Source organism: Pseudanabaena yagii GIHE-NHR1 (assembly GCF_012863495.1).
Lineage (GTDB): Bacteria > Cyanobacteriota > Cyanobacteriia > Pseudanabaenales > Pseudanabaenaceae > Pseudanabaena > Pseudanabaena yagii.
In genome coordinates this window covers 2,174,366-2,201,010 of the sequence record NZ_JAAVJL010000001.1, presented here as the reverse complement: position 1 = coordinate 2,201,010, position 26,645 = coordinate 2,174,366, and the positions used below count along the sequence as shown (strand labels likewise).

The window sequence follows — 26,645 nt, the reverse complement described above, 5'->3', positions numbered from 1 at the left end:
TCTCACAGAAGGGACAATAAAAACAAAATACTCTCAAAAACGTAAGAATGGGCTGTGCAAAGCACAGCCCATTCTTACCCAAATACATCATCGCAATTTTTAAACATTGATTTAAATCACGCGATCGTTACCGCCATCAATGGGAACTTGAGCCGCAGTCGTACAGGCAAACAATGCACCACACATCTCCGCCGCAAGTTCAGCAACATGGTGACTCGTAACTTCCACTTTGAGTAGATTATTGGTTTTATATTCCTCAATCGTTAAGCCGTAATGCTTAGCGCGAGAAGTTAAGACTTCCTCAGTCCAGATGCCCGTATCAAAGACAGCATTGGGATGTAGGGTATTAATGCGAATGCGATCGCTACTCCACTCCAGAGCCGCTACCCGCATTAATTGAGTGAGCGCTGCCTTCGATGCGGAATAGGCTGCGGCGGCAGGTCCGGGGGCAGGCACATTTTTGGAACCGATCGCCACTACACGACCACCATTAGGCGCAAGTTTCAGCAATGGATATGCTTCACGCATCAGGACTAGATTTGCTTCCAGATTGATCTGCATCACCTTTTGCCATGTGGCAGTATCGAGATTTTCGATGCGACAACCAGATGGGAAAACTCCTGCATTGAGAATGAGGATATCTAGACCACCAAAGGCTTTTACGGCTTGATCGAGGGAAATAGCGATCGCAGTTTCATCACTGACATCGCAAGTAATGCCGACAAAATCGGGGCGATCGTATAGCTTCTCAATAGCGGGATTAATATCTAATCCAACTACCGCCGCACCACGCTTTAATAAGGAATCTACACAGGCTTTACCAATGCCTGAAGCTGCACCTGTAACTAAGGCAATTTCACCAGTGAAAGCAGGAGAGGAACCACCTTTTTTCAATTTCGCCTGTTCCAATTCCCAATATTCCACCGCAAAGATATCGCTAGCGGGTAACGCTTGATAACCGCCCAAAAGTTGCGATCGCTGAATGATTTCCATCGTATGCTCATAGATATCCGCGACAATCTGGGCATCTTTGGCGGATTTACCAACGGTGACTAGTCCTAACTGGCGATCGAGAATCACGCGAGGTGCAGTGTCGAGAATAGTTACTGGTTGCGCTGATTTAGGAGCTTCTTCGGCAAAATAAGCGCGATAGGATTCGGCATAGGCTTTGACATCTCTGCCAACTAGGGGCAATCTCTTCGTGCGAATCACATGATCGGGAGTCGCACAACCCTGTTGGGAAATGATCTGCACATCTTCTCTTTGAGCAAAGGCTAAGCTTTTCTCATCATTATGGGAACTGAGAACTACGGGAAATCCTGCAACTTGCGAAACTTCAGTGCGTAGTTTAGCAATTTCTAATCTCTGCTCACTTTCCCTAATCAGAGAAGCTGGTGGTGATATCTCCCAAGCATGATGTTTTTTGAGATAAGCCTCTGCGCGATCGACTAACGCGATCATCCTTTCATAGGATTCTTGAGCAGTTTCGCCAAAGGAGAAAATACCGTGATTCATTAAAACCATGCCAAGCGTGCGATCGCTTTTCTCCGCCGCAAATTTCTCGGCACAGACTCGCGCTAGGTCAAACCCCGGCATCACATAGGGAATGATCACCACATCATCGCCATAGATTTCTTGAATGCGTTCCCATCCATTCGCGGTATTGGTCACTGAAATGACCGCATCGGCATGGGTATGATCGACAAATTTATAAGGCAAACTCGCATGGAGAATTGTTTCTACCGATGGTGCAGGCGCACTTGCCTTGGTCATTTGCGTCTTCAGTTCATTCACCATTTGTGAATCGGAGAGAACCTGTAACTTCGCTAATTTCAATAAATGTGCCATCCGCACAGGGGCAAAACCTGCTTCAGCGATCGTTTCTAAATCCCAACCACTTCCTTTCACATAAAGAATCTCTTCTTCTTCACCAACGATATTCTTTTCACGAATTTTGACAGAAGTATTGCCCCCACCATGTAGAACAAGTGATGGATCGCGCCCCAATAACCTTGATGTATATACCCTTAAGCCTAAGTCGGTTTTATATTCAGCAGCTTCGCGATCGCTCCACAAACTTTTCATTTTTTGAAATTCCTAAATGATTTTTAAATAAATTCAAATAAAGTAGGGGCAAAGCATTCCCAAGGAAATTCACAAATTTTGAGATTGTTTTAATTTGGGAATGCTTTGCCCTAAACTCGCAACGCAGGGACAATTTATCGGTGAAAGCAAAGAGGGTAGAGCATTTGCGTTTTGAGATGATCGGTGGGGAGTATCAAAAATATTGGCGCAAATGCTCTACCCCTACAAGTTTGTTGTTGTAAATTGTGACGGGTGCGAATAAATCATGACAATCAAACAATCAATGTGTAAAGAAGGCAACGCCCACCCTAATGTTGAGATGCTTAGATAGCAACAATGCACTCAATTTCGACAAGCGCATCGAGGGGAAGTCGAGCGACTTGAACCGTAGAACGGGCAGGGAATGGAGCAAGAAAATACTTACCGTAGATCGCATTTACTTTGGGGAAATCTGCCATATCTGCAAGAAACACCGTGGTTTTAATCACGTTGGTAATATCTGCGCCTGCCTCAGCGAGAACAGCTTGAATATTTTTGATTACCTGTTCAGCTTGTTCTTCAACCGTAGTCGCCACAATTTTGCCAACGGCAGGATCGATCGCAATTTGTCCCGCCATGAAAATTAATTTGCTGGTTGCCGAAACAGCGATCGCTTGGTTATAAGGTCCAACGGGTTCAGGAGCATTGGCGCTACGGATTACTTCTTTTTGACTCATGCTTGATATTTTTTCAATAGATCCAAGGCTAAGTATAAAATCTTTTGGTAGCTTTGGCTCCAGAGGCTTAGCGCTCTTGTTTGTTAAGGAGTTTCGACTTCGCTCAGCTAACGTTGGCTGAGCGGAGTCGAAGCCACAGGTACTTTAATTAATAGCAGCAATTCCCTAAGCAGCAACGAGATGCTGTTCAGTTTGTTGGGTGAGACGCTCAAAGGTTGCTCGCATCTTCAATCCGACGATGACTTGTAAAAGCCCCGTGCCATTATTAGAACCAGGATAGTCAGGATGTTTGCGTAGAAGCTCCGTCAACTCACCGTAGTACTCGGTACTCAAGCTGCTGAGATGGTTTTCGATATATACCACTTCCTCAAGGCGATCGAATTGTCCATCGATTTCCAAGACACTTGCGGGCTGACCGAGCCAGCTATCGGGTCCCGAAAACAGCTTGATTCCAGGGTAGGAACAAGTCAGTTTTGTACCGCAAGGAATCCAAGAAATGGTCGAGCCTTCATCAAATAAATAGGCTGGTTGCAAACCTTCCACATCGTTACGTTGGATCAGACGTACCCGCAACACTTTGCGATCGCTATCATTGGCAATCAGATTGGTAGGCAAAATCTGAATCACCACATCAGCATTAGCTTTTTGGGGATCGATATAGGCATCAAAATCAGGACGACGAGCAGCGATCGCCTGTGTCACATCGGCAAGGGTATGACCACGCTCCGCCATGTCCCGTTGAATTTTCCAAGCAACCTTGACTTCATCGCTGAGATCTAGATAGATGCTGAAATCGATCAAATCGCGAACACGCTTGTCATAGAGCGGATGCAAACCTTCGATCACAACGACTTTGTTTGGTGCAATCAATTCAGGTGGATCGATTAGTCCTGTCTCATGGTTGTAAATGGGTTTCCATACCGATTTCCCTTCTTTGAGAGCCTTTACCTGTTCATACATCAAGTCAAAATTGTTGGCACGCGGATCAAGGGCAGTAATCCCTGTTTCCTTGCGTTGTTTGCGATCGAGGCTGTGATAGTCATCTAGACAGATCACAGTCATAAATTCTTCGCCAAACAGATCCTTGAGTCTTCCTAAAAATGTGGATTTCCCACAACCAGAATCACCTGCAACTCCGATCACAACAACACGGCTGGGATTATTGCTCATAATTATGAACCACTCCTATATGTAAATTATTTAAAGGGGTTTACTATAAAAAATATAAAAATGTATTTATTAATACTTCTGTTGCAAGATCAAATCTACCAAACATAGATGTCTGCAAAGGTTTAATTTTGATTTAACTTTAATAATTACTATTGTTTGTGAATTTAAGGTAAAAACAAAGAGTGGGCTTTCCTGTTTAAAAGTCCTATAAAAATCTTGCGATCGCCATTATGAAAGTCATACCATCAAAACTGAAATTGCCATATTCTCGAAAATTGATCAATTTTGGGAAATACTTTCTGATTTCCTTGGTGCTACTCCTAGGTTTACATCTAGTCGCTAATGCCAATAACTCTGAAGTCATCATTCAGCCTGAATGGACTGCGAATTTACAAGCGAGTACCGAACTCATTACGAATGGTAAGCAAGTATTTATAATTGAGAACCAGAAGTATAGTGAAGAGTCAAGAGATTATTCGGCAACTTTATTTGCAATTCATACTGCGTCAGGGAAAGTACAATGGCAGCAGCAATTACCACCTCATCAGAGTCTTGGTAGTCGTAAGTTGATTTTAGAGAATGGAATTATATATGCTAGTCATGACAATGGCATTGTGGGATTTGATCCTGAGACTGGTTCTCCTAAAACATCTTTGAAATATGTGGAAGATATGGGGCTTGGTGGTATTCGCGATCGCTTAATGGGAATACATCAGGATATTGCGGTATATGGTGATTCTATCCCAATTGATGAGAGTAGTTCTAATCTCGCAGGCTATCAAACAAAAGTCTTTGCTATCAATAAAGAGAAACCACTTTGGTCATATCAGCTTCCTAAAACTAACGGATTAATTGGCATTTCGGCAATTCAGCCAGTAGTACAGAATGGAATTTTATTTTTGCCTTCCTTTCATGACACGTCCAAAGGTCGGCTTGAACAATTTACAGTGATGGATGTACGATCAGGGAAAGTTTTATGGACTTGGGAAACTTCATCGCGAGATCCTAATGCCTTATGGGATGCCGATATTTTGGGAGATACAATCTATACTTCGATCTTCGGTTTTTCTAAGACGCAGCCATTAGGGCGTATCCGTGCGATCGATCTCCAAACTGGCAAAGAAAAATGGTCGTATGTTATTACTGGCAAAGTTAAAGCCGTTAGCGATCGCGAAGTTTTGGTCTGGCAATCAAAAGATAACTCTGGTGGTAATTTTGTGCTGTTAGATAAGGAAACGGGCAGATTCTTACGCAGATTTACAGTGACCCGTGCCTATGATAGTGAGCCTCAACATTTAACTTGGGCAGATGGACGAGTTTATATAGATGATATGGAAATCAAAAATGTGACTTTGGGCTTTTATGGTTCTGCTGACAACAATAGTTGGATCGGTGCCTTTGACGATAAAACTGGCAAATTAGTATGGCGAACTCCTACTTTGATGAATAGCCATGTTTACTATCCTCCCTTGGTGATTGCTGTAGCCGATAAGCCTGATAAAAAACGTTTGATTTTTGCAAGCAATTTTCTAAGAAAAGAAGGTAGTAGTAAAATTCAATCTTTTTTCATTCCCTAAATCCCCTTTCCAAAGGCATCGCAAAGCGATGCCTTTGTTGATTAAACTCCCTTTACAAAAAAAGAAATCGCTTTGCGATTTCTTTTTTGGTTACACTTTGCTACGGAGAATGTCACGACTAAGGGCATTTTGGAAATCTTCTAAATGTGACGGATATTGTGGTAGCCAGACATCTCCTGAAGTGATGTGGATAGGTGGCAAAACATCATAAATCGGCTCTTGCAAAAAGTAGGTTTCCTTCAATTGCACTAACCATGCCGATTTTCCTTGATCTTGTACCTTCGATTGAATATCGATTAGGCTTGTGGGAGCAATGTCTAAATGACGGTCTAGTTCAAAATCTACTTCCCAATTTTCGCGATCGCAGGGAAATATTGAAGCGATCGTGGCTAGTCCTTGAATCGCAAAAGCAGGAAAAGTGTCAGTATCAAAGCCAAACTCATCCATCAGTTGCCGACAGGTATGTGCCGAGTCAGGATTATCAGGATAGCCAAGGGAATGAATCAAGACTCTGCTATCCATAGAGGTTTTAATAAATTCAGGTGGATTGAAAATAACTAGGGTACTGTATACCCTCGCTAAGTAACAAACCGCCTCTTCGGGACATAGAGAAATCGCTATGGTTATCGCTGCTCGATCAAGCATGATGCAAAAATGCAAGTACTTTTGATGTTTAAGCTGACAGCATACACCGATTTTTGAATTTGCGCGTTGCTGCAAATGACTTAATCTCAAGCTCAAATCGTTAATTTTGCATGAAGACTAGCTATTTTGCTTAGTCTGAGCATTTTAGTCATAAAAGCTAGTTAGAGAGCAAGTTTTTGTGGCATGGCTTTGCCATGCCACAAAAACTTTTAAATAAAGACCATCGGTTTGTCCTTAAAGGGAGCGAAGGCTTCAGCATCGAAACGGTATAAGCTGGCGGGACGACCTGCCCCCCTTGAAGACTTGATGCCAGTATCACTCAGAAAACCTAGCTTTAATAATTTAGTCCGAAAATTAGAATAGTCTGAAAAGTTCTCCCCAAGAACCGTCGTATATAGCTGATAGAGATCGCTGAGGGTAAAGGCTTCAGGCAAAACATCAAAGGCAACAGGGCTATATTCCAACTTATTGCAGAGGCGGCGATGACCATATTCGAGAATGCGATTGTGATCAAAGGCGAGTTCGGGAACCTGCTGTACAGGATACCAAGCAATTCCACATACTCCATCAGCAATTAGTTCTGCTTGAGAGAAGGGAACAAGTGCAAAATAACTGACAGAGAGATAGCGAACATGATAACTATCTGGAGCTTCTCGGGGATCGCGTCCAATATCGCCAAAGGTGTAGAGTTGTTCGAGATAGAGGTTCTTAGCGCGAATTTTTTCAGCAAGAATCCGATAGGCAGCTTCTTCGAGAGATTCACCTTGACGCACGAGGGTTCCGGGCAGACACCAGCGATCGCGATAGGGTTCATGTTGGCGCATCACCAGTAGCACTAATAGACGATTCTGCTCAGTATCTACAGAAAAGATCACGTTATCGACACCGACTTTGAAGTCTGCTAGTGGTTTAGGGGCTATGGGGCGGGACTTGTCTGCCATGCGTAAAGCGACTCTCGTTGGATATATGCTGCGACTGTGGGTATTATGACTGAACTGTTACCATTGTTGCGATAGTCGGACGAAGAAACATTAGGAATCGAGGTAGAGTCAGGGGCAATCGCCACTTCAGTACCCATATGCACAAGGCGATCGATATCTGTCTTGGCAATGGTTACGCCCTGCCGTGGCACGACCAACAGTTTGACTTGGCTCAGCAAATCTTGGGCGCGATACCATGTCGGCAATTGGGGTACAAGGTCGCCACCGATAACGAGGGTAAAGTTTGCCTCTTGCCAAAGTTGTTTGGCTTTCTCGACAGTGTTAATTGTGCGCGGATCGCTAAGTTCAGGATGCAGGGTAATGGTTTGGGCTGGTGGCTGGATCGCAGCGATGGTCAGATCCATCATCTTAAGGCGATCGCTGAGGCTTGCCTGATGGGTTTTAAAGGGGTTGTCCGATACCCAAACCAATACGCGATCATAATGGTTACCCAGCCACTGCAAGATCTCTTGATGTCCGATGCTCGGCGGATCGGCACTAGTTCCAAAAAGAGCGATGTTCATTAGTTTATCTAACAGTCCTTATCCATTTATGTCTGATTACTAGTTAATCAGTAAATCTAAAAAACAGAGATTTTCAGTTTGTAATCCCTTAAGAATATGTTCTATCCAAAGGTAAAAGATCTTCAATTTAACTCTTGCATTAGTGCTTAAGAAAAGCCAAGTGACGTTAGCTTTCTGTAAATTGAGTTGGTCTTTCCAGAAGGCAGTCTACTCTGTCAAGATTTCTTTAGTGGGAATACGATGGTTAAGACATTGACGAGCTAAAACAGAAATTGACTCGTCATTTCATTTTGTAGATTTTCTTAAAAAATGTCGTTCACACACAAGCAAAAACAAATATGAAATTACAATACTAGGTAACAACATGCTCAACAAAGGAATTAATACAGGTGTATTAACGAAGGAAAATGGCTCTATGAAATAGAGCCACATCACTTGTAAAAGTGGAGCATGCATTAAATATAGACTATAAGCAAATGCCCCTATAAATACCAAGTGGCTTCCAAGATAATGCTTTATAAAGCTGGCTCTGATCGTTAGAAGCTAATCTGATGAGTAAGCAACTTGCACAAATACCTGCTAACAAATCAGCCAAAGACCACCAAGCAGTTTTCCACAAGACTACATAAGCAACTAACGCAGGTATACCAACTAATATAGTAATCATTCCACATGGTAACTTATTTTTTAATCTTGATAAACAACCATCACCATAGGATATTTCTGCCGCCAGCATCCTGAAAGTAAATAATCCAATATAGTGTGGACAAATCCCCCAAGAATAATTGTTAATATTAAGAGATGAAAATTACACAGTAAACTCAATTAATTATACACTCAATGTTGCTATTATCACCGTTAAAATAGCTCCAAATCTTCTCCAAGCCCAAACAATTAATAGGAATAACAAATAAACTCGCCATTCTACCGATATAGACCAGAATGAGTGATTGATTTTAGCTGAGGTATCCCTAAAGATATCTTGAATTAATAAGATTCAATGTATAAAAATATTTTTTAGTGTAACAGGAATAGTCCTATCCCATTGTGTTCCAGTATTTTTTCCAATTATTGTAAATATCAATATGACTTGTGAGAGCATAGCCAAATGCGTATCCACGAAGCTTTGCTATCCTCGAAGAGCAGCATCTCTATCTCTAGCTTCTAGACTTTACACATTTTGCTTGACATTCTCTATATAATTAACGCAATCATATCGCCTGTACCATGCTCGTTTGACATCATCTTAAATGTTTGGCAACTCTATCTATAAGCTTAAATTTGAGCTTTTGTCTGATTATTTAAGATCAAAACTCAAGCATCCTTCTAGCCCTATACTTCTTGCGTAAGTCCTAATTGTTTGTCCCTAAGCACTCTCTCAAAGCCCGTTTTAAATTACCTCAAATCGCATTATTGTGGTAATGATGGGCGGCGCTTCGCGCCGCCCATCATTACCACAATAAATTCTTTCCTTTTTAGGACTACCTATTATTTAACTTTTACTTGAAAGCGAACAAACCCATAGGAATTAGGTGGAGTTCCTATAGATGTTGCGTGGGGCAATGTTGCAGGACTAGAAACCACATTTACGACTACTAGACCGTCAGTGTTGTCACTTGGACTGATGGCAGTGCCGTCAACTTTTTTGCAGGTACTTGGAGGATTACTATTAGCAGGATAAAACTGCCCTCGATCGCTATCAAACAAACCTGTCAAATAACTAGTTGGGCTAGTCGGAGCCGCCGTAGCACTATTCGCAAAGGCAATATCCAAGTTACTACCTGCACCGACAGTATTGTAAGCTCCATTCACGAAGGTAGTATTAGAAGGAACTAAATCGCAAATGGTGATATTAGTAAGCTCTTTATTCCCGCTCACCAAGAAATAAATGCTGTACTCGACGCGATCGCTTGGCTTGACATTGCTGTAGTTAATAGCTCCTCGCAAATAATCAGAGAGTGGTGTGGGCCAGTTAGGATCATCATCAGCAGATGAGGCAACACCATCATTCACAAAACCTGCGATCGCCACATCATTAATAGCAGTAATTCGCTTAGCTAATAGAAGTTTAGGAGTAGCAGCGATCGGCGAAACAATAGTAACTTTGGTCGGATCAACAGTTGGTGTTTGCGTTTGCGAAAGACTACTAGCTAATGGAGTCACACCTGTAGGTAAACCAGTAGTTGTGTTATCTATATTATCCGTTTTCACCCCTGCGGCAGGTAAGTCAGTACTCGTAGCAGTAGATTGGTTCTGGAGAATCTGACCATTAACAGCCGTAGCCGCAATCTTGACAGAAATCTCCACGGTTACTACTCCCCCTGCCTTCAACGTAAAACTAGAAGCAAAGAGATTGTTATTACCCGCACCTGTATAACTAGTATTGGGAGATGGGGGAGTTGCTTGGATCGCATTGACAGTGATATCTCCAGCAGCCAAAGCTCTCGCTAAAGTCGTATCTGAGTCTAATACATCGACAATTTGGAAGTTAGCGAGATCCACCAGACCCGTATTCGCATAGGAAACGCGCCAAGTCAGGGTGTCTCCTCCAGAGGGTGTCACACTACCATCAGGATCAACGGCAAGATTAACTGACTTATAGCCAGAAACCGTTGCAACACTTTGATTAGTCGTGATCTGTGCGACGTTATTGGCAGTATTTGGGTCAGGCGTTGGTCCATAGACAGAAGCGAAGTTAGTATATGTTAATGGATTCACCAAGGGCGTTAAATCAACGACATTCACCGTAAAAGTCAAATCACTAGTGCTTGCTCCCGAATTCAAATTGGCATTGTAGGTACAGGTGATATCAGGAATAGAAGAAGAAGCTGGACAAGTCCAATTTGTGCCGCTAGCAGAAGCATAAGTAAGACCAGTAGGTAATTGATCTACCAAAGTAATTGGCGAAACAGATGTACTTGCTCCATTATTCGTAACTTTAATCGTATAAACGGCTTGCTTACCAACTACAAATGCACTAGTAGATGTTTTCGTGACACTCAGATCCGCGCTGCCACTAATAGTTGTCGGATCGCTAGCAGTATTATTAGCAGAAACATTGTCATAGGCAGGAACATTCAGCGAAGCAGTATTAGTAATGCTATTAGTACCTGTAGGTGTTCCTGTGCCGATATTCACCGTAACGTTTACAGCCGTGATACTTCCAAATGCCAATCCATTGGTATTGGTATTCGTACAAGTTACGGTTTGAGGATTGGAGCCTGCGGCTGAACAAGTCCAAGGGGAACCAACCGCAGAGGCAAAGGTCAGATTGTTTGGTAGGACATCGGTAATGGTGAGAGTTCCCGTGGCGAGAGCAGGGCCTAGATTCTCAACGGAGAGGGTATAGGTTCCCTGACCACCGATCGCAAAAGTTCCAAAGTGAGTTTTCGTCAACTTGAGATCAGCTTGTAATGAACTAATCGTAGTGGGATCGCTGCTGGAATTATTACTACTGACGGGATCAGATACAGCACTAGTCACAGTTGCGGTATTCGTAATCGTGCCAGTGGCTGTTGTCGCACGCACCAACACATTCAGATTGATCGTGGCACTCGTACCCACCACCAATCCAGCAGTATTAGTACAGGTAACAACTTGGGGAGTTCCATTAACCTTGGCTGCCCCTGCACTACAAGTGAATCCACCGCCACCTGAACCCGTAGGCACAAACTCTAAATCATTCGGTAATGAGTCTGTAACTGTGATTGTGCTAGGCACAGAAGAGGGACCATTATTGGTGACAAGTAATTGATAACTGGCATTTTGTCCTTGGATAAAGTTCCCAGAGTGGCTCTTCACAATCGACAAATCTGCTGCCTGAGTCACAGAGCTAACTAAACTAGTGGCGTTATTAGCTAACTTGCCTGCTGGTTCACCCGAAACTTGAGCAACACTAGCATTGTTGGTGATACTTGCCGCAGTTTGAGTTCCCACTAGGACATTAATTGTAAGAGCAGGAGCCGAACCACCTGCGGCAATATTGGCGTAATTCGTACAGGTCACGGTCTGCCCAGATGCCGAACAGATCCAACCAGTACCTGTACCTGAGACATAGCTCAAACCTGTGGGTAAAGTATCTGTCACCACTATCGGTGCGATCGCTGCTGTCGTGCCAATATTATCGACTTGCAATGTATAAGTACCTGATTGCCCTAATGCAAGAGTTCCAGCAGTCTTCGTGATTCTGACATCAGGATCAGGAACGATTACAGTCGTCGTGACACTAGCTGTATTATTAGCTGCATTGGTGTCACCATCTGTAGTCACACTTGCATTATTAGTGACACTGTAGGAAGTACCCGTCACTACAGGGGTCACAATGACATCGATCGCAGTTGTTGCACCACTAGCTAAAATATTGGGATTACTACAGGTGACCGTTCGCGTTCCAGACGTGTAAGTGCAACTCCATCCCGTACTTCCCGTCGCAGAACTCGCGGACACATAGTTTAAGTTAGCGGGTAAGACATCAGTAACTGTTATGAGGTCGGTAGTCGAAAGATTAGGCGTACCTGTATTCGTGACTGTTAATCGATAGGTTGCATTTTGCCCCTGTACGAAGTTGGCAAAACTCGTTTTAGCAATGCTCAAATCTGCACCTTTGATCACTGCATTGACGGTGTAGGTATTATCAGTAATATTTGAGTCTGCACCCGAAGCCGCCGAAGGGGTCGCTGTGGCACTGTTAGAGAAATTGCCAGAAAATCCCGATGCAGCGATCGTACCATTAACTGTAAAGCGAACCTTACCACCACTCTTTCGCAGACCAATCGTACCAAGGCTAATATTATTGCCAGTACCAGTTTTCCTGTATTTAGGAGTTCCAGTCGTATTAGTAGGGTCGCAAGCATTGACACTACCACCATTACCTAAAGCTTTTTCAGGACTAGGACTGCCTGTACTTCCCCCAGCTACGCCAGCACCATCTACATAGTCACAAGTCCAACTCACGTTAGTAACTTCAGCAGGTACGATATCCGTAAGGGTAATGTTGCTATCATCACCACTACCAGAGGAATTATTCGTAATATCAATAGTGTATTGAATTGTATTACTAGGATTGATGGTGGCAGTACAGGTATCAGTCTGTCCCGAAGTCGTACAGGCTGGTGTAAAACTAGCTCCATTAATCTGAGTCAACTTTTTCACAACATTCAAATTAATGCCGCCAGATGCCAACACAGGCGTAGTATCTGAGCTAGTATTGTTACCCGTATTAGTTTCCTCTCCTGTCGGTAAGGATACGGTGGCAGTATTTGTAAATGGTGAGCCAGTAACCGTTGTGGGACTAACGGTTACTAAGATCGAGCTACTGTTATTAGTCGGCAAGGGATTGGGATTAGTACAGGTTATAGTTGCGCCTAAAACTGGTGTGGTATTAGTACAAGTCCATCCCGAACTTCCCGAAGCTGAAGCCGCAGAAACAAAATTAAAACTGGCTGGTAAAGTATCAGTTATCGTAATTAGCCCACTAGTTGCGGCAACCCCTTGATTAGTGACAGTAATCGTGTAGGTTCCATTTTGACTGACAGCAAAAGATTGACCATTATCGGTTTTATTGATGATCAAGTCGGGAACTGGCTTAGTAGTAGGGTTTGTTTGTTGAATATTGGTATTGTCAGCAGGATTAGTGTCTAAACTGCCGCTAGTAAGACTTGCCGTATTGGTTACAGAAGTAGGGACATTAGATAAAACATTAACAGTAAGGCTGAGGCTAGAAATACCAGTCGTGGTTCCATCTCCACTAGCTAATCCACTGGGATTCGTACAGGTGACATTTTGTCCATTGGCAGTACAAGTCCAACCAGTTCCTGTAGCCGAACTATAGGTTAACCCTGTAGGTAGCGTGTCAATAATTGTGAGCGGTCCCAATGCATCAAAGCCACTAGTATTTTTGACAGTTAGTTGATAGGTAGCAGTAGAACCAGCCACAAAAGTTTGCTCCGTCGGATCAGGAGCAGAGTCATCTTTTAATAAGACTAAATTTGTCCCCTTAATTACTGTCGTAGGATCGCTAGATGTATTATTCGCGAGGTTGGAATCAGGGCTACCACTAGTGACGGTGGCAGTATTGAGGCTATAGGCTGCTGCACTAGTAGAAACATTGACCGTCAAATTAATAGTGGAAGTTGCACCAACTGCAAAATTACTGGTGTTTGGATTGGTACAGGTTACGACCTGTCCAACTGCCGAACAAGTCCAAGGATCAGTGCTACTTGCAGAAACATAGCTAAAACCAGTGGGCAATGTATCGACAACTCTTAAGGTTCCTCTGGCAGCATTGGGACCATTATTTTTAACTTGCAACTGATAAACATTATTAGCGCCAGTCGCAAAGTTGCCATTATGAGATTTGGTAATTTGTAAATCTGTAGTGCTATCAACCACTGTAATTAAAGATTGACCTAAGCCTGAACCATAGTCAGAGTTATAGTGATAGCTACCTCCTGAGAAGTCATTGATCAGGTGATTGACTTGCAGAGTATTACTGCTAGTTCCAGTGCCCGTTGAGAGAACTTTCACTCGATATCTGGTTGTGACCGTATTCCCAACTTTGCCATCTCCAGTGGTGTCTTGGTCGGCAACTGGTCCCGCACAGACATTTGCGCTTGTGTGATATCCGGGATCGGAGGGATTAGCTAACCAGCCGCAAGCATCATAGTAAACGCCACTACTCACTGCGCCTGCATCGGAGGTATTTAGTAGCATTCAATCCTGTGGTTTTGACTTGGAAAGCGAAGCCAGTCACAGTTGTTCCCTTAGCGATCGGACCTGCATTAATAAAGCCAACACGAGTAGTATTAGCTAACGTAGCAGGAGCCGTAGTAGTCCAAGTTGCAGCGTTAGCATTGGTGGTGGTAGGCGTAACGGTATAAACCACTGTCCAGCCTGTTGGAGCCGTAGGCGTAGCATTGAGAACGGTGTTTGTGGGAATAGCATCAGACACCAAGACTCTTGTAACTGTCCCCCCAAGTTCAGTAACTGTAATTGATGTACCTACTAGGTCTGTTGGCGTGAGAGAAGGACTTGCACCCGCAGGAGCAGCACTATCTACTCTCAAACTAAGATTGTATGTTTGCAGATCATCACTGAAATTAGCAGGAGTACTATTATTGGAATAAGTACCTTGAGTTTTTAGAATTGCAGCAAAGGCTTGAGGTGTTGCACCAACTAAAATCTGACTAAATGCACTTACCTCACGCTCCCCATTAGTAGGAGAACCTGTCGTTTCTCCAGTAGTACCATCAGGGGCATCAACGGTCGCAACATTATTCGTACCACTAACTGGTTGGTTTTGAGTAGCTGCACTATTATCATTTGCCCCTGTATCCCCTAGTTGTACCTTAATAGGAGCACCCGAAGTAGCACTTAACGCAACAGTAACAGGCACGTGAACCTTAATGGTTCCTCCAGGACTGAGAATAGCAGCAGTTGCTTGGGCTAATGTCCCCCCAACGACCTCTGGTGTACCATCACCATTAGCATCAATGTCATAAGTAATTGTACCTGTTAGGGTTGCAGGACCTGTGACTATAGGAGCAGGGATGGTAACTTTAGTAGTGTCATTACCAGTGTTGGTAATTAAGAAGTCATAGGTCAGGACATCGTTAGGGAGAACAGGCGTAGTGGGAGTTGAGTCAGATATGCCATTACCGACAACGGTTATACCTGCAACTTCTGCAACTGTTACAGTAACGGTATTTGAGGTGGTGTTAATCGTCGTCCCAGGCTGACTTGGATCTTCGTAGGTTGCAGTGGCAGTATTTTTTATAGATGTACCAGCTGCGGTTTGAGGAACAGTTTGACTTGATGCGACTAGGGGAGAAAGCTGCCAAGCGGCAAAGATAGATGCCGTTGTGACAAGAATATAACGGAGTATCGGAATGCTAGTTACTCTGCTTGGATTGCTTGTTTTTAGTTTCTGGATATTCTTTCTCAAATAATGCATATCAGCCCCTGACCATCTTAGTTTACTGAATTAATGTATGAAATGCGTATTGACAATTAATCAGCATCCGAAATTAAACCGCTCCAATAAAAATTGGAGTGTTTTAAATACTCTTAACTTCTTAATTAATAATGTAGATAGATTGCTTACATACGTTTTGCACAGGATTTACCTACTACAAACGTCCCCCCTAAAGAAATTTATTATCTCTTTAGCAATACACATATAGGAGATTATATGTGATTTTAGATACATTATATCAGCTTATAAAAACTTAAGCAAATTGTCAAATTTTCAACAACTAAACGAAAATAAAAGAAACACAGATTGTTTGTGAATATCAGAAATAAAAATATAATTTAAACAAAGTCAGGATAATAATCTATTCGCAATCCTATATTTAATTTACAGAATGTTGAAGATTAAAGCATCACAGAGAAACCATTGAAAGCCTCTCTTGTTTGAGCTTTCAATGGTTTCTCTGCTTTTTAGGACTGCCAGAAGATTTAAGCCCAAAACAATACTAAAAATATTTTTTTCTTGTAGACGAAAAAATATAGCCAAATAATCCTATTTTTTTGAGAAAGGCACAGGTTTATAAATTGAGTAAATCTCTGGATTTTAATTATGAAACAAAAATGAAAAGCCACAACCTTGCATAGCAAGGTTGTGGCTTTTCATTGAGTAATATCGAAGCGATCCCTAGACGTTAACTTCAGCAGGTTTAACTTGAGATAGCAAACCAGTGAGAAATTCTCCTTCGATTACTTCTGTTTCTAAGAGCTTCTCAGAGATGGACTCTAGCAAATCACGATTAGCATTGAGAATTGCTAGCGCTTTTGCATGGGCATTCTCGACGATGGTTTTGATTTCCTTATCGATCGCTTCCGAAGTCGCAGGGCTGACATTACGTGCCATCTCCATACCACCGAGGAATTGATTTTGTTGCTTTTGGTAAGCAAGAGGTCCCAAAACGTCGCTCATACCGTAGCTAGTCACCATCTTATCAGCGAGTTCTGTAGCGCGTTGGAGGTCATTGGATGCACCAGTAGTAATGCTACCGAAGATGATTTCTTCTGCCGATCGCCCACCAAGGAGAGTTGCGATTTGGGCTTCAATTTCTTCTTTGCTTAACAGGAAGCGATCTTCCGTTGGTAGTTGCAAGGTGTAGCCGAGAGCCGCCATACCGCGAGGCACGATTGAAATTTTCTCAACTTTGCCGCTACTGGAGTTAAGCGCGCCAACTAGAGCATGACCAACTTCGTGATAGGCAACAATCCGCTTCTCGTTCTCATTGAGAACGCGACTCTTCTTTTCTAGACCAGCGACCACACGTTCAACAGCTTCAGCGAAGTCTTCAAGTAGAACAGTTTCACGTCCAGCACGGGCTGCAAGTAGTGCCGCTTCGTTAACGAGGTTAGCGAGGTCTGCACCTGCAAATCCTGAAGTACGAGTAGCGATCGTTTCAAGGTCAACACTCTGATCGAGAGTGACTTTCGCCGCATGGATTTTGAGAATTTCTAAGCGTCCGCTCTTATCGGGGCGATCGACTAATACTTGGCGATCAAAACGACCGGGACGTAGTAAAGCTTGGTCAAGGGTTTCAGGTCGGTTGGTTGCAGCAAGAACGATTACTGTCGTTCCATCTACACCAAAACCATCCATTTCCGTGAGTAATTGGTTGAGGGTCTGTTCGCGTTCGTCATTACCGCCGTACATACCACCGCTAGAACGTGCCTTACCGATCGCATCAAGTTCATCGATAAAGATGATACAAGGTGATTGTTTTTTGGCTTGTTCAAACAAGTCACGAACACGGGAAGAACCAACACCGACAAAGAGTTCCACAAATTCTGAACCAGAGATACTGAAGAAGGGAACGCCTGCTTCACCAGCCACAGCTTTTGCAAGGAGGGTTTTACCAGTTCCGGGAGGACCTACTAGCAATACGCCTTTAGGAATCTTCGCGCCGATTTTGGTGTATTTCTCAGGAGTCTTGAGGAACTGCACAATTTCTTGAAGTTCTTGCTTCGCTTCATCGACACCTGCGACATCAGCAAAGAGAGTTTTAGTGGATTCACCTTCGACATAGACCTTTGCCTTGCTCTTGCCAATTTGCAAGCCTCCGGGAGCGCCGCCGCCACCGTTACGGCTGAAGAGTTGGAAGATACCAACAAAGATCAGGGGAGGAATGACCCAGCTTAGTAATGTGCCGAAGAAATTATCTTTTTTGACGGGAGCCGCTGCAAATTCAACGTTGCTCTTTTCGAGGCGTTCAGGTAAGTTCAGGTCAAAAATAGGAGTAGTGGAAATCACATCCCCCGGTACCTCAGGACTAACACCTTTTAGTTGATAGGTGATTTGGTCTTGTCCGATATAAACCCGTGCGACATTACCTTCTTCGACTTCATGGACGAATAGGCTATAGGGAACACGAGGTAAAGCGGGAGCAAAGAGATTTGGTAAAAAGATGTTTACTATGAGCAATGCTGAGCCGATTAGCAATAGGACATTGCCAATCAGACGAGCGCGCGATCGCTTGGGGTCTTCTTTTTTAACAGCCATTTTTGTTATTTACAATTTGTTACTGAAGCCATTATAGAAATGTTGGCTGATTGGCGCTAGACCGCAAACGTAGTGATAGCCGCCTGTATCGCTAGGCATATAAAATAAATAGTTTGTGGAAGCTCACCCCAAGGGGTGAGCTTCCACAAACTATGGGCGTTGTTGAGCCTTAGGCAACTTGATAATTAAAGTTGAAGGTAGCCCATTGCTGGACATCTAACATCCATGTATCACTGATATTCGCGAGATTGCCAAACTCAGAGGGTTTGCCTGCGCGATCAAGATCTTCCAATAATGCTTGAGCAACTTGTAATGGGTTAGGAACTGCAATCAGTCCGTTGAGAGATGAGGCTTGACGTTGTGATGCTTCTAAAGTCTTAGCTACTTGCAAAAGAGGCGATCGGCTAATTACCACTTGGACATCAACCATTCCCTGTGGCGCGGAAACTGCCCAATTCATGGGAGCTTTGGGATAGGGAATGGTGAGAGTTTCCGCAGGCGAAATTACGCCATCATTGGCATAGGGGGTAGCGATGAAATTGGGAGTGAGGACTTTGCTACGTGGATCAAGGCAAAAAATTCTCACATAGAGAGGTTGATCGCTGAAATTTTCGATTTGGCATTCTAGGCGATCGCCAATATTAATTGCCTTAGTGCGAACGGTGTTATTTGCCGCATTATTCAGTGGAACGAGATCGGCTCTTGCGGAGGCTTTGCTCGCAAGCGTAACGGAACGTTCATCAACACCAATCATAGCTTTGAGGGTTACTCTCACATTGAGGTGAGATGTGGCTTGATTTTCGGTAGCACGAATTAGTTTCGCGGCAAGGAGACTTTCCAGAAAGGGTTGCAGTCGCTTAATGGCAACGCCGACGGATTCACCAACGGAACCAAAAGAACCAAGAATAGGATTATGTCCGACCGTAAATAAGCCATAGCTTGCCGATTGCACACCAAAGAGACAGTCCGCGCATTGCTCATTAGCATTGACCCCAAACATATTTGGTAAAGTCGAAAAGGCACTAGTAGCATCAACACGCTCGATTTTGCTTAAGCCCGCATCAAGGGCGATCGCTAATTTGACATTGTGCGAAATAGCGCGCATGACTTCTTGGAGGAGTTGTCCTGTTGCCAGTTTTTGATTAGTGCTGTAATCATTTAGGACTTCAACTTTGGCATTAAATCCATTGCGTGATTTAACTTGCACTGTTGTCTGGGGACTAGTCGCAATCTGCTTCGGAGGAGTTGCAGTATCTTGAGAGTCATTCGTTACGGGCGATAAATCTGCAACTTTAGGGGGTAACACCTGCAAGATTGAACCTGCCATGTAGTTACTTAAAACGGTGATTGGTAAGCCCGCTAAGCTGATGTCGGCAGTACGGCGATCAATGGCATTAACGATCACGCCATCGCAGCCAAGGTCAGGATTTGAAAGCAATTCGGCAAATGTATTGGTCGCGATCGCTTTTTGTTTCACGGCATCCACTTCTACCATCGCCACCACTTGCTTATCAATCGAAAGGTTGTCATTGTGCAGCGCTTTGCGATCGAGGGTAGTTGCCAAATTACTCATGACCACATGGATCGTCGTAGCGGGGGTAATTTGCCAGAGTTGTTGCACTAAGGCGTAAGTAAATGCACCACTACTAAATCCTGACCATTGAGCATCGGCACAGAGCATTTCTCCTGATGCGGCGCGTAAAAATGTGCCGCTCGCTTGCTTTTCAATTTGTTGAATTTCCTGTGGCGCTTGCCAATCACTACGCCCAATCCGCGATCGCAGGCGAAAGTTACCAATCGCTGAGAAATTCGGATAGTAAAATCCTGCATCAATCACACACAAGAGCCGATCCGTAGTAATTTCTTTTAACCAGCTTTGCCATTCCCGTAACGTAATATCTTGCAAATTTTCCAGCTTTTGCGGTAAGCCACTATCCACAGGAACCAGCGTATTGTAGTTACCCAATCGCGAACCATGTCCACTAAAATGCACCATCACCAAGTCATCGGGAAGGGTCTGGGCTACTAAATGTTCGGTAATGGCATTGTTAATATTAGTGCGCGTTGCTTCGCGATCGGTGAGGGTGACAATATCCTGAGGGGCAAATCCAAAGCGATAAATTAATAGCTCCCTTTGCAACTCCACATCATTGACACATCCATGCAAAGGCAACCAGCCGCTTAGGTTATTTTGCGAAAAATTTTGAGAGCTATTTTGGGAATCGTCCTTTGCCTCATATTGATTAATCCCAATCAATAGCGCCCTCTTGCGTTGTGTCGATCCCGTAGCTTGACGAACAAATTGATCGGCGGCAAGTGCCACGCGATCGCGAGTGAGAAATTGCCATCCAATCAGGCTAGTCAGCCCAGCCTGCAAGAATTGTCGCCTTGCAATCCCCATATGTATGCCGTGAATTCCTTTGCTGTGTGAAGATCGCTCCTTTAATTAAAGCCGATTCAAGGTAACTCTTTGCAGCTATTTTGGTGGATTTTTTATTGAATTTTACAATAAGTAAAATTACTCAAAACCCTAGAAAGAATTGCTCTGTCAATGTTTAAGGCAATGTTATGAAATTTGCTCAGGATCAATACCCATTTCACGGAGCTTAACTGTAAATTTGGCGATCGCCAAGCAGTTAAATCTGATTATATAATCTCTTCATCCAATAATTGAAGGCTGACACAAAGCATCAACCTTCAATTAACTACTGCATTGCTACCTTGAGTCAAATCTTTCCTAAATCTCTATACTTGCATGTTCCCTTTTGTAAGCGACGTTGTTTTTATTGTGACTTCGCAATTACGACAGGTGGTGAAAATCTCAAGCAGCAATATGTGGATGTGCTGTGCCAAGAAATAGCTTTGACTGTTGCCGAGATTCCACCCATTGAACCATTGCAAACTATCTTTTTCGGTGGGGGAACGCCATCTTTGCTATCGGTAAAACAGCTTGAGCAAATTCTCCAAACAATTACCAAATATTTTGCGATCGCCTCTAACGCCGAAATTTCTCTTGAAGCCAATGCAGGCACTGTGAGTCTGGAGACTTTGCAGGGTTATCGCAGTTTGGGCATCAATCGCATTAGTTTAGGCGCACAGGCTTTTCAGCAGGAATTATTAGATGTATGTGGTCGTGGTCATAGTGTTGCCGAAATTTATGAAGCCGTAGATGCAATTCAAAAAGCGGGATTTGAGAACTTCAGTTTAGATTTAATCTCAGGGCTACCCCATCAAACCATGACCGACTGGCAGGACTCGATTGAAAAGGCGATCGCTTTACAACCTACGCATCTATCTGTTTATGACTTAACCATTGAGGAAGGAACTGCCTTTGGTAAGCGATATCAAGCAGGTGATCAACCCCTGCCAACGGAAGATCATACGGTTGCGATGTATATCGCCGCCCATGAGTTACTGCCTGCCGCAGGTTATGAGCATTATGAAATCTCGAATTACGCTCAATCTGGTTATCAAGCACAACATAATTTGACCTATTGGCATAACCAACCCTTTTATGGCATGGGTATGGGCGCGACCAGTTATATCAATCGTCAAAGGATCGATCGCCCACGCAAGATGCGGGAATATCTCGATGCGATCGCGCAATGGCAATCATCGGGAATTAGCTTTACAGCTCCTGTAATTGACGATAGAGAGGAGTTAATGGATACCCTAATGCAGGGGTTACGCTTGGCGGAAGGCTTGAGTTTAAAGTCATTGCAATCAAATTATGGAATAGAACTTTGCGATCGCGCTTTGCAAATTCTCTATCCCTATCAAGCCAAGAAATGGGTCAAGTTGTTAGAGCAATCAAATGATCTGCGGATCATGTTAATTCCGCCCGATGGTTGGCTGTTTTCTAATATCATTATTGCTGACCTATACGAACATCTATAAATTAAGTAATACTTTGCACCTGTAGGATGGGTTAGCGATCGCGTAACCCATCATCTTTAAGTAATGGATGCGTTACGTTGCACTAACGCATCCTACCAATTAAGCCTTTCTACTATGGCGTTAGATATTCCTGAAGTTGCGATCGCAAAGACTTATAACTTGCATCATTAGGATCAGATATCGTTTCAATGGTTAAACCTAGCGATCGCTGATTGGGAACAGTTACTTTTGCGGAAGTTTGCCATAACACCCAGCGACTACCAAAGGGCAAATAGGCAACACTATCATTACGATGGGACAGCCAGACCACAGGTAAGTCAGGGATATCTTTGAGAATATCTACTTGGGTGGCGACATCAGAAACATTAGCGGCGGCTAGGGTTTCTAAAACTGCGCGATCGCTTTGGACTATACCTGTCTCTGCTGTCCATAACCTCACGCTCAGTTTTGATTTCTGGGCATAGAAATAGAGTGAAGCTGCGGCAACTACTGCTTCTTCAAAAGCTTCAGGTTGCCATCCTCTGGATGTATCAAGAGCGATCGCCACTTCTTGCCCACCAATTGTTACTTCCAATTCCCGCACCCGCAATTCCCCAAACTTGGCACTGGTACGCCAATGGATTAACCTCGTCGGATCACCCCAACGGTAAGGGCGCAAGGTTTTAGTGAGACCTTCTGTCGCATTACTATAGTTGTGATCGTCACTATATTGGCGCGGATTGGTATCGTTGCCTAATTGATCCACTAAAGGACAACGCTCTAAGGGAAGTACCGTTGGATAAACGATCGCTTTCTGTCCCGATGGGCAAGCCCGACGACTCCGAAATAGTCCCAATGGACTGGAAGTAGCAATTTCTGTCGATCTAAATAAAAACACACCACGCTTAGTAGTTTTCGCTTCATAGCGCCATCGATATTCCTGAAGCGGTGCAATCACTTCCACGACTACTTCCTGCTGCAAAATATGGGAAAGATTGTCTGGCAAAACATCCCTTACTTCCAGCAAGCGCTTTTCTGTTCGTCCCCTATTTTGAATGATTAGGTCTATCCACAGATCGTCGCCAACACTGACAGGATCGATGGGCGATCGCACCACGGCTATTTCGGCAAGTAATCGCTTGGGCATCACTGCCCCCACAATTAACAGGGCAAAACTAACCCCACTGATTACATATAGCCAACCTGCAAGGGTATTTGTCGCTGCCATAAAGAAGAACAGCGTAAAGAATGTGTACATTCCCCCAATAAATTCAGGTGTTGCAAATCGCCATTCTAACCATTGCAAAAAGCGCTTGAGCTTAGATTTTTTTTTAGTTTTAGTCATGGTGAGGCGATCGCTTGGGCTTTTTGGCATATCGGGGTTAACCTATTTTACCCAATGATTGCAAGAGACCTATTGAACTATTACAGCACATTTGCATATAGCGTAGGTGTGTCCCCGCCTTCGGCGGGGACACACCCTGTACGGAAAAGCACTATAATACTTTCAAAAATTCTCTGGTTTTTAATTCAGCGCATTGCGTTGCAATATCAGCGTAAAACTTGTACAGCCTTGGTTAGTCTGGTCAAGTTGTAAATTGCCATTGTGAGCGATCGCAATTTCTCTGGATAGACTCAAGCCTAAGCCAAATCCTTCTATGCCGCGATTACGAGCAGGATCGGCGCGATGGAAGCGATCGAATAGTCGATCGCGATCGCTACTAGAAATATCCTGAGAGCTATTGCTGATCGTGACCATTAGCGAGTTACTTTTGAGCTTAGTTTGAATGTGAATCCAGCCATTCGGCAAGTTATATTTGATGGCATTATTGATTAAATTTTGGAGAACTTGGGTCAATAATTCGCGATCGCCTAAAATTTTTACATCAGGCAGAATATCTAGTTTAAGAGATAGATCGGGCGCTAAAATCCCGATATCTTCAGTAATTTCATAGAGAATCTGCGAAAAGTTTAACTCAATTTTTTGGACAGACATTTTGCCTGCATCGGCAAGGGATAGTAATAATAATTTGCGGGTAATGGAACTCAGGCGACTAACCTCATTGAGCAAAGTGCTGAGAGTTTGCTGCATGGGTGAGCCTGTTTCCGCATTTTGTAAGGCAAGTTCTAATTCTCCTTGCAAAATGGCTAGAGGTGTTTTTAATTCATGGGCAGCATCAGAGCTAAACCTTGAGGCTTGTAAAAAACTGCGTTCTAGGCGTTCCATCATTTGATTAAATACCTGCACAAGTTCCACAAACTCAGTATCTAAGTCAGTTATAGAGGTACGCTGATTTAGTCCCTTGGCATTCACTCGGCGAATGGTTTCCGTCAGATGTTTAATGGGCTTCAAAGCGCTACCCGATAATAACCATGCGCCTAACATCATCAATAAAAGTGTTAAGGGCATGGAAATCAGGAAGACATTTTGAATGGCGCTCATTTCCCGATCGATTACCTTCAAATTAACAGCGATCGCAATTTTCACAAAGGGAGACACGGCTGTCCCCATCCGCCATGAGCCTGTTGAGGTTTTGCGCGTAACGAGACTGGAGATAAACTGAGGTGCAGCTACGGGTGGGCGATCTTCGGGTGGTGGTTGTTCAAAGGAAGGAGCGGGAGGGTTTTCGGGCATTCCCCTTGACGATTCTCGATCTGGGCGAGGAGGTGGTGGTCTACGAGTTAAAGGGGGATTATTTGGCGATTGCGTTTGGTTTAGGGATGGAAGTTGTAAGTTAGGGAGATTGCTGAGTTCTGGCAAAGATGCAAATAAGGATTCAGGGTTAAAATCTGTTTGCCAATTTTGTGATTGATGGATAGTTTTGCCATCGCTGATTACCAATAATGCATTGGTTTGTTGGGTTTGATCACCAAAAAAGGAGGCTTGAATCTTTTCGTAGGTTTGCCAATGACCTAGGGGACGAGAAGATGAAGATTCCCTTGATAATTGGTCTTTGATTTCATTGTCAAGGATGTTAAGGCGCGATTGATAGAAGAGTAAATAGGTGATCCCACTAAAACCCGCGATCGCAGTTCCCGCGAGTAAAGCGGATAGGATGGCAATGCGAAAACGGAATGATTTTAGTTTCATAATAAATTCTTTGCAAGAGTTAGCGCTTCGCACCAACTCCTATGGATTTTGAGGTTTGCGAAAACGATAACCAACACCACGCACACTTTCCAGACATTCTTCGCCGCCGACTTTCTCGATTTTTTTGCGAATACGTTGAATACAAACATCAATTAAATTAGTGTTCGGATTGAAGTCATAGCCCCAAACATGTTCAAGGATTTGAGTGCGGGTAAATACACGGCCGGGCGATCGCATGAGATATTCCAGCAAATTAAATTCGCGGGAAGTGAGTTCAATTACTTCTTGGTGACAGGTCACTTCGCGAGTAAGGCGATCGAGTTTGAGAGGGGGGACAGTCAAAATATTTTGGTGATCGCCTGAAACACGGCGGACAACGGCATGAATTCGGGCAATTAATTCTTCCACAAAAAATGGCTTCGCAATATAATCATCGGCTCCGAGATTCAGTCCTGTCAGCCGATCATCGAGTTCATTACGGGCAGTTAATAAAATTACAGGTGTGCTATTCCCTTCCTTGCGTAACCCCTTGAGAATCGCTAAGCCATCTTTCCCCGGAACCATAATATCGAGAATAATCGCATCATATTCAAATTCTAAGGCATGGGCATAGCCATCATTTCCATTGGCACAATAGTCCACCACAAAGCCCTGTTCCTTTAAGCCAATGCAGACGAAATTAGCAATTTTCTCTTCGTCTTCAACATATAACACATTCATAAGCAGCCCTGTCTATCGGTGGCGATCTAGAGGTTCAGATAAGCGTTACGCTGTGCCGCCCATCTGAACCCCTAGATGTAATTATTTTACGTTCAGAAGGCTTAGGAATCGTCGTGAGAAAAATTACAAAATTGTAATTTCATCGTTAGGCAATTAGTAATTTTTGTCGGTTTCAATGAAACACATCAACAGGAATTTAACAGTAATTGAGAGGTTCATGATGAAAATTAGTCAAGTAATTCAATGCGCGGCGATCGCTTTACTTTTAGAAGCCACTACACCCTTCGCCAATTCATTCAACTTAAATGTTAATGCTCAATCTCAAACTCCGTCAGAATCTACCCAAGAGCGATCGCGTCCAAACCCACCACCTCCACCAGATTTGGCAGCCGCCGCCAAAAAGCTCGGTATTACGGAACAGCAATTAGTTGAAGCGCTAGGTTTACCACCTAAGCCACCAGAATCTAATCAATCTCGTCCTGCCCCACCACCACGTCCTGATTTTGCATCGGCGGCTCAAAAATTAGGTACAACTGAGGCGAAATTAGTCGAAGCTTTGGGTTTACCTCCCAAACCTCCTACATCGGCGAATAGCGATCAGCAACCCCAAGGATGTATGCCACCACCTCGTTTAGATATTAAAGGTGCTGCCCAAAAACTGAATGTGAGTGAGGCAGATTTGGTCAAGGCTTTAAATCTACCTGAACCTCCACCTCGCGATCGCTAAAACAGCAATTCTCAAGTT

The 26,645-nt window shown here is 43.6% G+C and carries 17 protein-coding genes; 3 read left to right on the top strand and 14 right to left on the bottom strand.

The genetic code is table 11. The annotated features are described in order from the left end of the window. Window positions 1-111 precede the first annotated feature (111 nt). From HC246_RS10050 to HC246_RS10040, 3 genes are all read right to left on the bottom strand, one after another. The gene (locus HC246_RS10050) at window positions 112-2,085 is read right to left on the bottom strand and encodes a bifunctional aldolase/short-chain dehydrogenase (protein ID WP_169363269.1); all 1,974 of its coding nucleotides are present in this window, start codon (window positions 2,083-2,085) and stop codon (window positions 112-114) included. A gap of 323 nt (window positions 2,086-2,408) precedes the next feature. After that, window positions 2,409-2,801, bottom strand: a complete 393-nt coding sequence (locus tag HC246_RS10045) for a Rid family detoxifying hydrolase (RefSeq protein ID WP_126385011.1) — start codon at window positions 2,799-2,801, stop codon at window positions 2,409-2,411. 165 nt (window positions 2,802-2,966) lie between these two features. Further along, window positions 2,967-3,971 (bottom strand): phosphoribulokinase, encoded by a 1,005-nt coding sequence (locus HC246_RS10040; protein ID WP_169363268.1) that lies wholly within the window; start codon window positions 3,969-3,971, stop codon window positions 2,967-2,969. A 230-nt stretch (window positions 3,972-4,201) separates the two neighbouring features. Here HC246_RS10040 and HC246_RS10035 point away from each other — a divergent pair, with 230 nt between their 5' ends. Next, window positions 4,202-5,548 (top strand): outer membrane protein assembly factor BamB family protein, encoded by a 1,347-nt coding sequence (locus HC246_RS10035; protein ID WP_169363267.1) that lies wholly within the window; start codon window positions 4,202-4,204, stop codon window positions 5,546-5,548. Window positions 5,549-5,638: 90 nt separating this feature from the next. Here the strand turns inward: HC246_RS10035 and HC246_RS10030 are convergent, their stop codons facing one another. The 8 genes from HC246_RS10030 to HC246_RS09995 form a co-directional block, all read right to left on the bottom strand. Beyond that, entirely contained in the window at window positions 5,639-6,193 is a 555-nt protein-coding gene (locus HC246_RS10030; RefSeq protein WP_169363266.1) for a hypothetical protein, read from the bottom strand. Window positions 6,194-6,402: 209 nt separating this feature from the next. Beyond that, window positions 6,403-7,134, bottom strand: a complete 732-nt coding sequence (locus tag HC246_RS10025; RefSeq protein ID WP_169363265.1) for an NUDIX hydrolase — start codon at window positions 7,132-7,134, stop codon at window positions 6,403-6,405. Further along, complete coding sequence (locus HC246_RS10020) at window positions 7,110-7,697, bottom strand: nicotinate-nucleotide adenylyltransferase (RefSeq protein ID WP_169363264.1); 588 nt, start codon at window positions 7,695-7,697, stop codon at window positions 7,110-7,112. Before HC246_RS10020 ends, HC246_RS10025 begins: the two co-directional genes overlap by 25 nt. Before the next feature lie 466 nt (window positions 7,698-8,163). After that, window positions 8,164-8,433: a hypothetical protein gene (locus HC246_RS10015; protein ID WP_169363263.1), complete on the bottom strand. Its 270-nt coding sequence runs from the start codon at window positions 8,431-8,433 to the stop codon at window positions 8,164-8,166. Window positions 8,434-9,185: 752 nt separating this feature from the next. After that, window positions 9,186-14,408, bottom strand: coding sequence for a beta strand repeat-containing protein (locus tag HC246_RS10010; RefSeq protein WP_169363262.1), 5,223 nt, complete (start codon window positions 14,406-14,408; stop codon window positions 9,186-9,188). Next, on the bottom strand, window positions 14,371-15,648 hold the full coding sequence (locus HC246_RS10005; RefSeq protein WP_169363261.1) for a DUF7925 domain-containing protein: 1,278 nt from the start codon (window positions 15,646-15,648) through the stop codon (window positions 14,371-14,373). The genes HC246_RS10010 and HC246_RS10005 overlap by 38 nt, the downstream gene beginning before the upstream one ends. A 702-nt stretch (window positions 15,649-16,350) precedes the next feature. Then, window positions 16,351-18,213, bottom strand: a complete 1,863-nt coding sequence (gene ftsH / locus HC246_RS10000; protein WP_169363260.1) for an ATP-dependent zinc metalloprotease FtsH — start codon at window positions 18,211-18,213, stop codon at window positions 16,351-16,353. Window positions 18,214-18,382: 169 nt separating this feature from the next. Then, window positions 18,383-20,614 (bottom strand): caspase family protein, encoded by a 2,232-nt coding sequence (locus HC246_RS09995; RefSeq protein ID WP_169363259.1) that lies wholly within the window; start codon window positions 20,612-20,614, stop codon window positions 18,383-18,385. A gap of 320 nt (window positions 20,615-20,934) precedes the next feature. On the opposite strand from HC246_RS09995, the gene hemW reads away from it, so the two are divergent. Then, window positions 20,935-22,110, top strand: coding sequence for a radical SAM family heme chaperone HemW (hemW, locus tag HC246_RS09990; protein ID WP_169363258.1), 1,176 nt, complete (start codon window positions 20,935-20,937; stop codon window positions 22,108-22,110). Window positions 22,111-22,222: 112 nt separating this feature from the next. On the opposite strand, the gene HC246_RS09985 is transcribed toward hemW, so the two are convergent. From HC246_RS09985 to HC246_RS09975, 3 genes are all read right to left on the bottom strand, one after another. Continuing rightward, a complete protein-coding gene (locus HC246_RS09985; RefSeq protein ID WP_169363257.1) occupies window positions 22,223-23,464 on the bottom strand; it encodes a DUF58 domain-containing protein in 1,242 nt (413 codons plus the stop codon). A gap of 150 nt (window positions 23,465-23,614) precedes the next feature. Further along, window positions 23,615-25,180, bottom strand: coding sequence for a sensor histidine kinase (locus HC246_RS09980; protein WP_169363256.1), 1,566 nt, complete (start codon window positions 25,178-25,180; stop codon window positions 23,615-23,617). 39 nt (window positions 25,181-25,219) lie between these two features. Further along, on the bottom strand, window positions 25,220-25,900 hold the full coding sequence (locus HC246_RS09975) for a response regulator transcription factor (RefSeq protein ID WP_169363255.1): 681 nt from the start codon (window positions 25,898-25,900) through the stop codon (window positions 25,220-25,222). A gap of 217 nt (window positions 25,901-26,117) precedes the next feature. On the opposite strand from HC246_RS09975, the gene HC246_RS09970 reads away from it, so the two are divergent. After that, the gene (locus HC246_RS09970; RefSeq protein ID WP_169363254.1) at window positions 26,118-26,627 is read left to right on the top strand and encodes a hypothetical protein; all 510 of its coding nucleotides are present in this window, start codon (window positions 26,118-26,120) and stop codon (window positions 26,625-26,627) included. The last annotated feature ends 18 nt before the right edge of the window (window positions 26,628-26,645 follow it).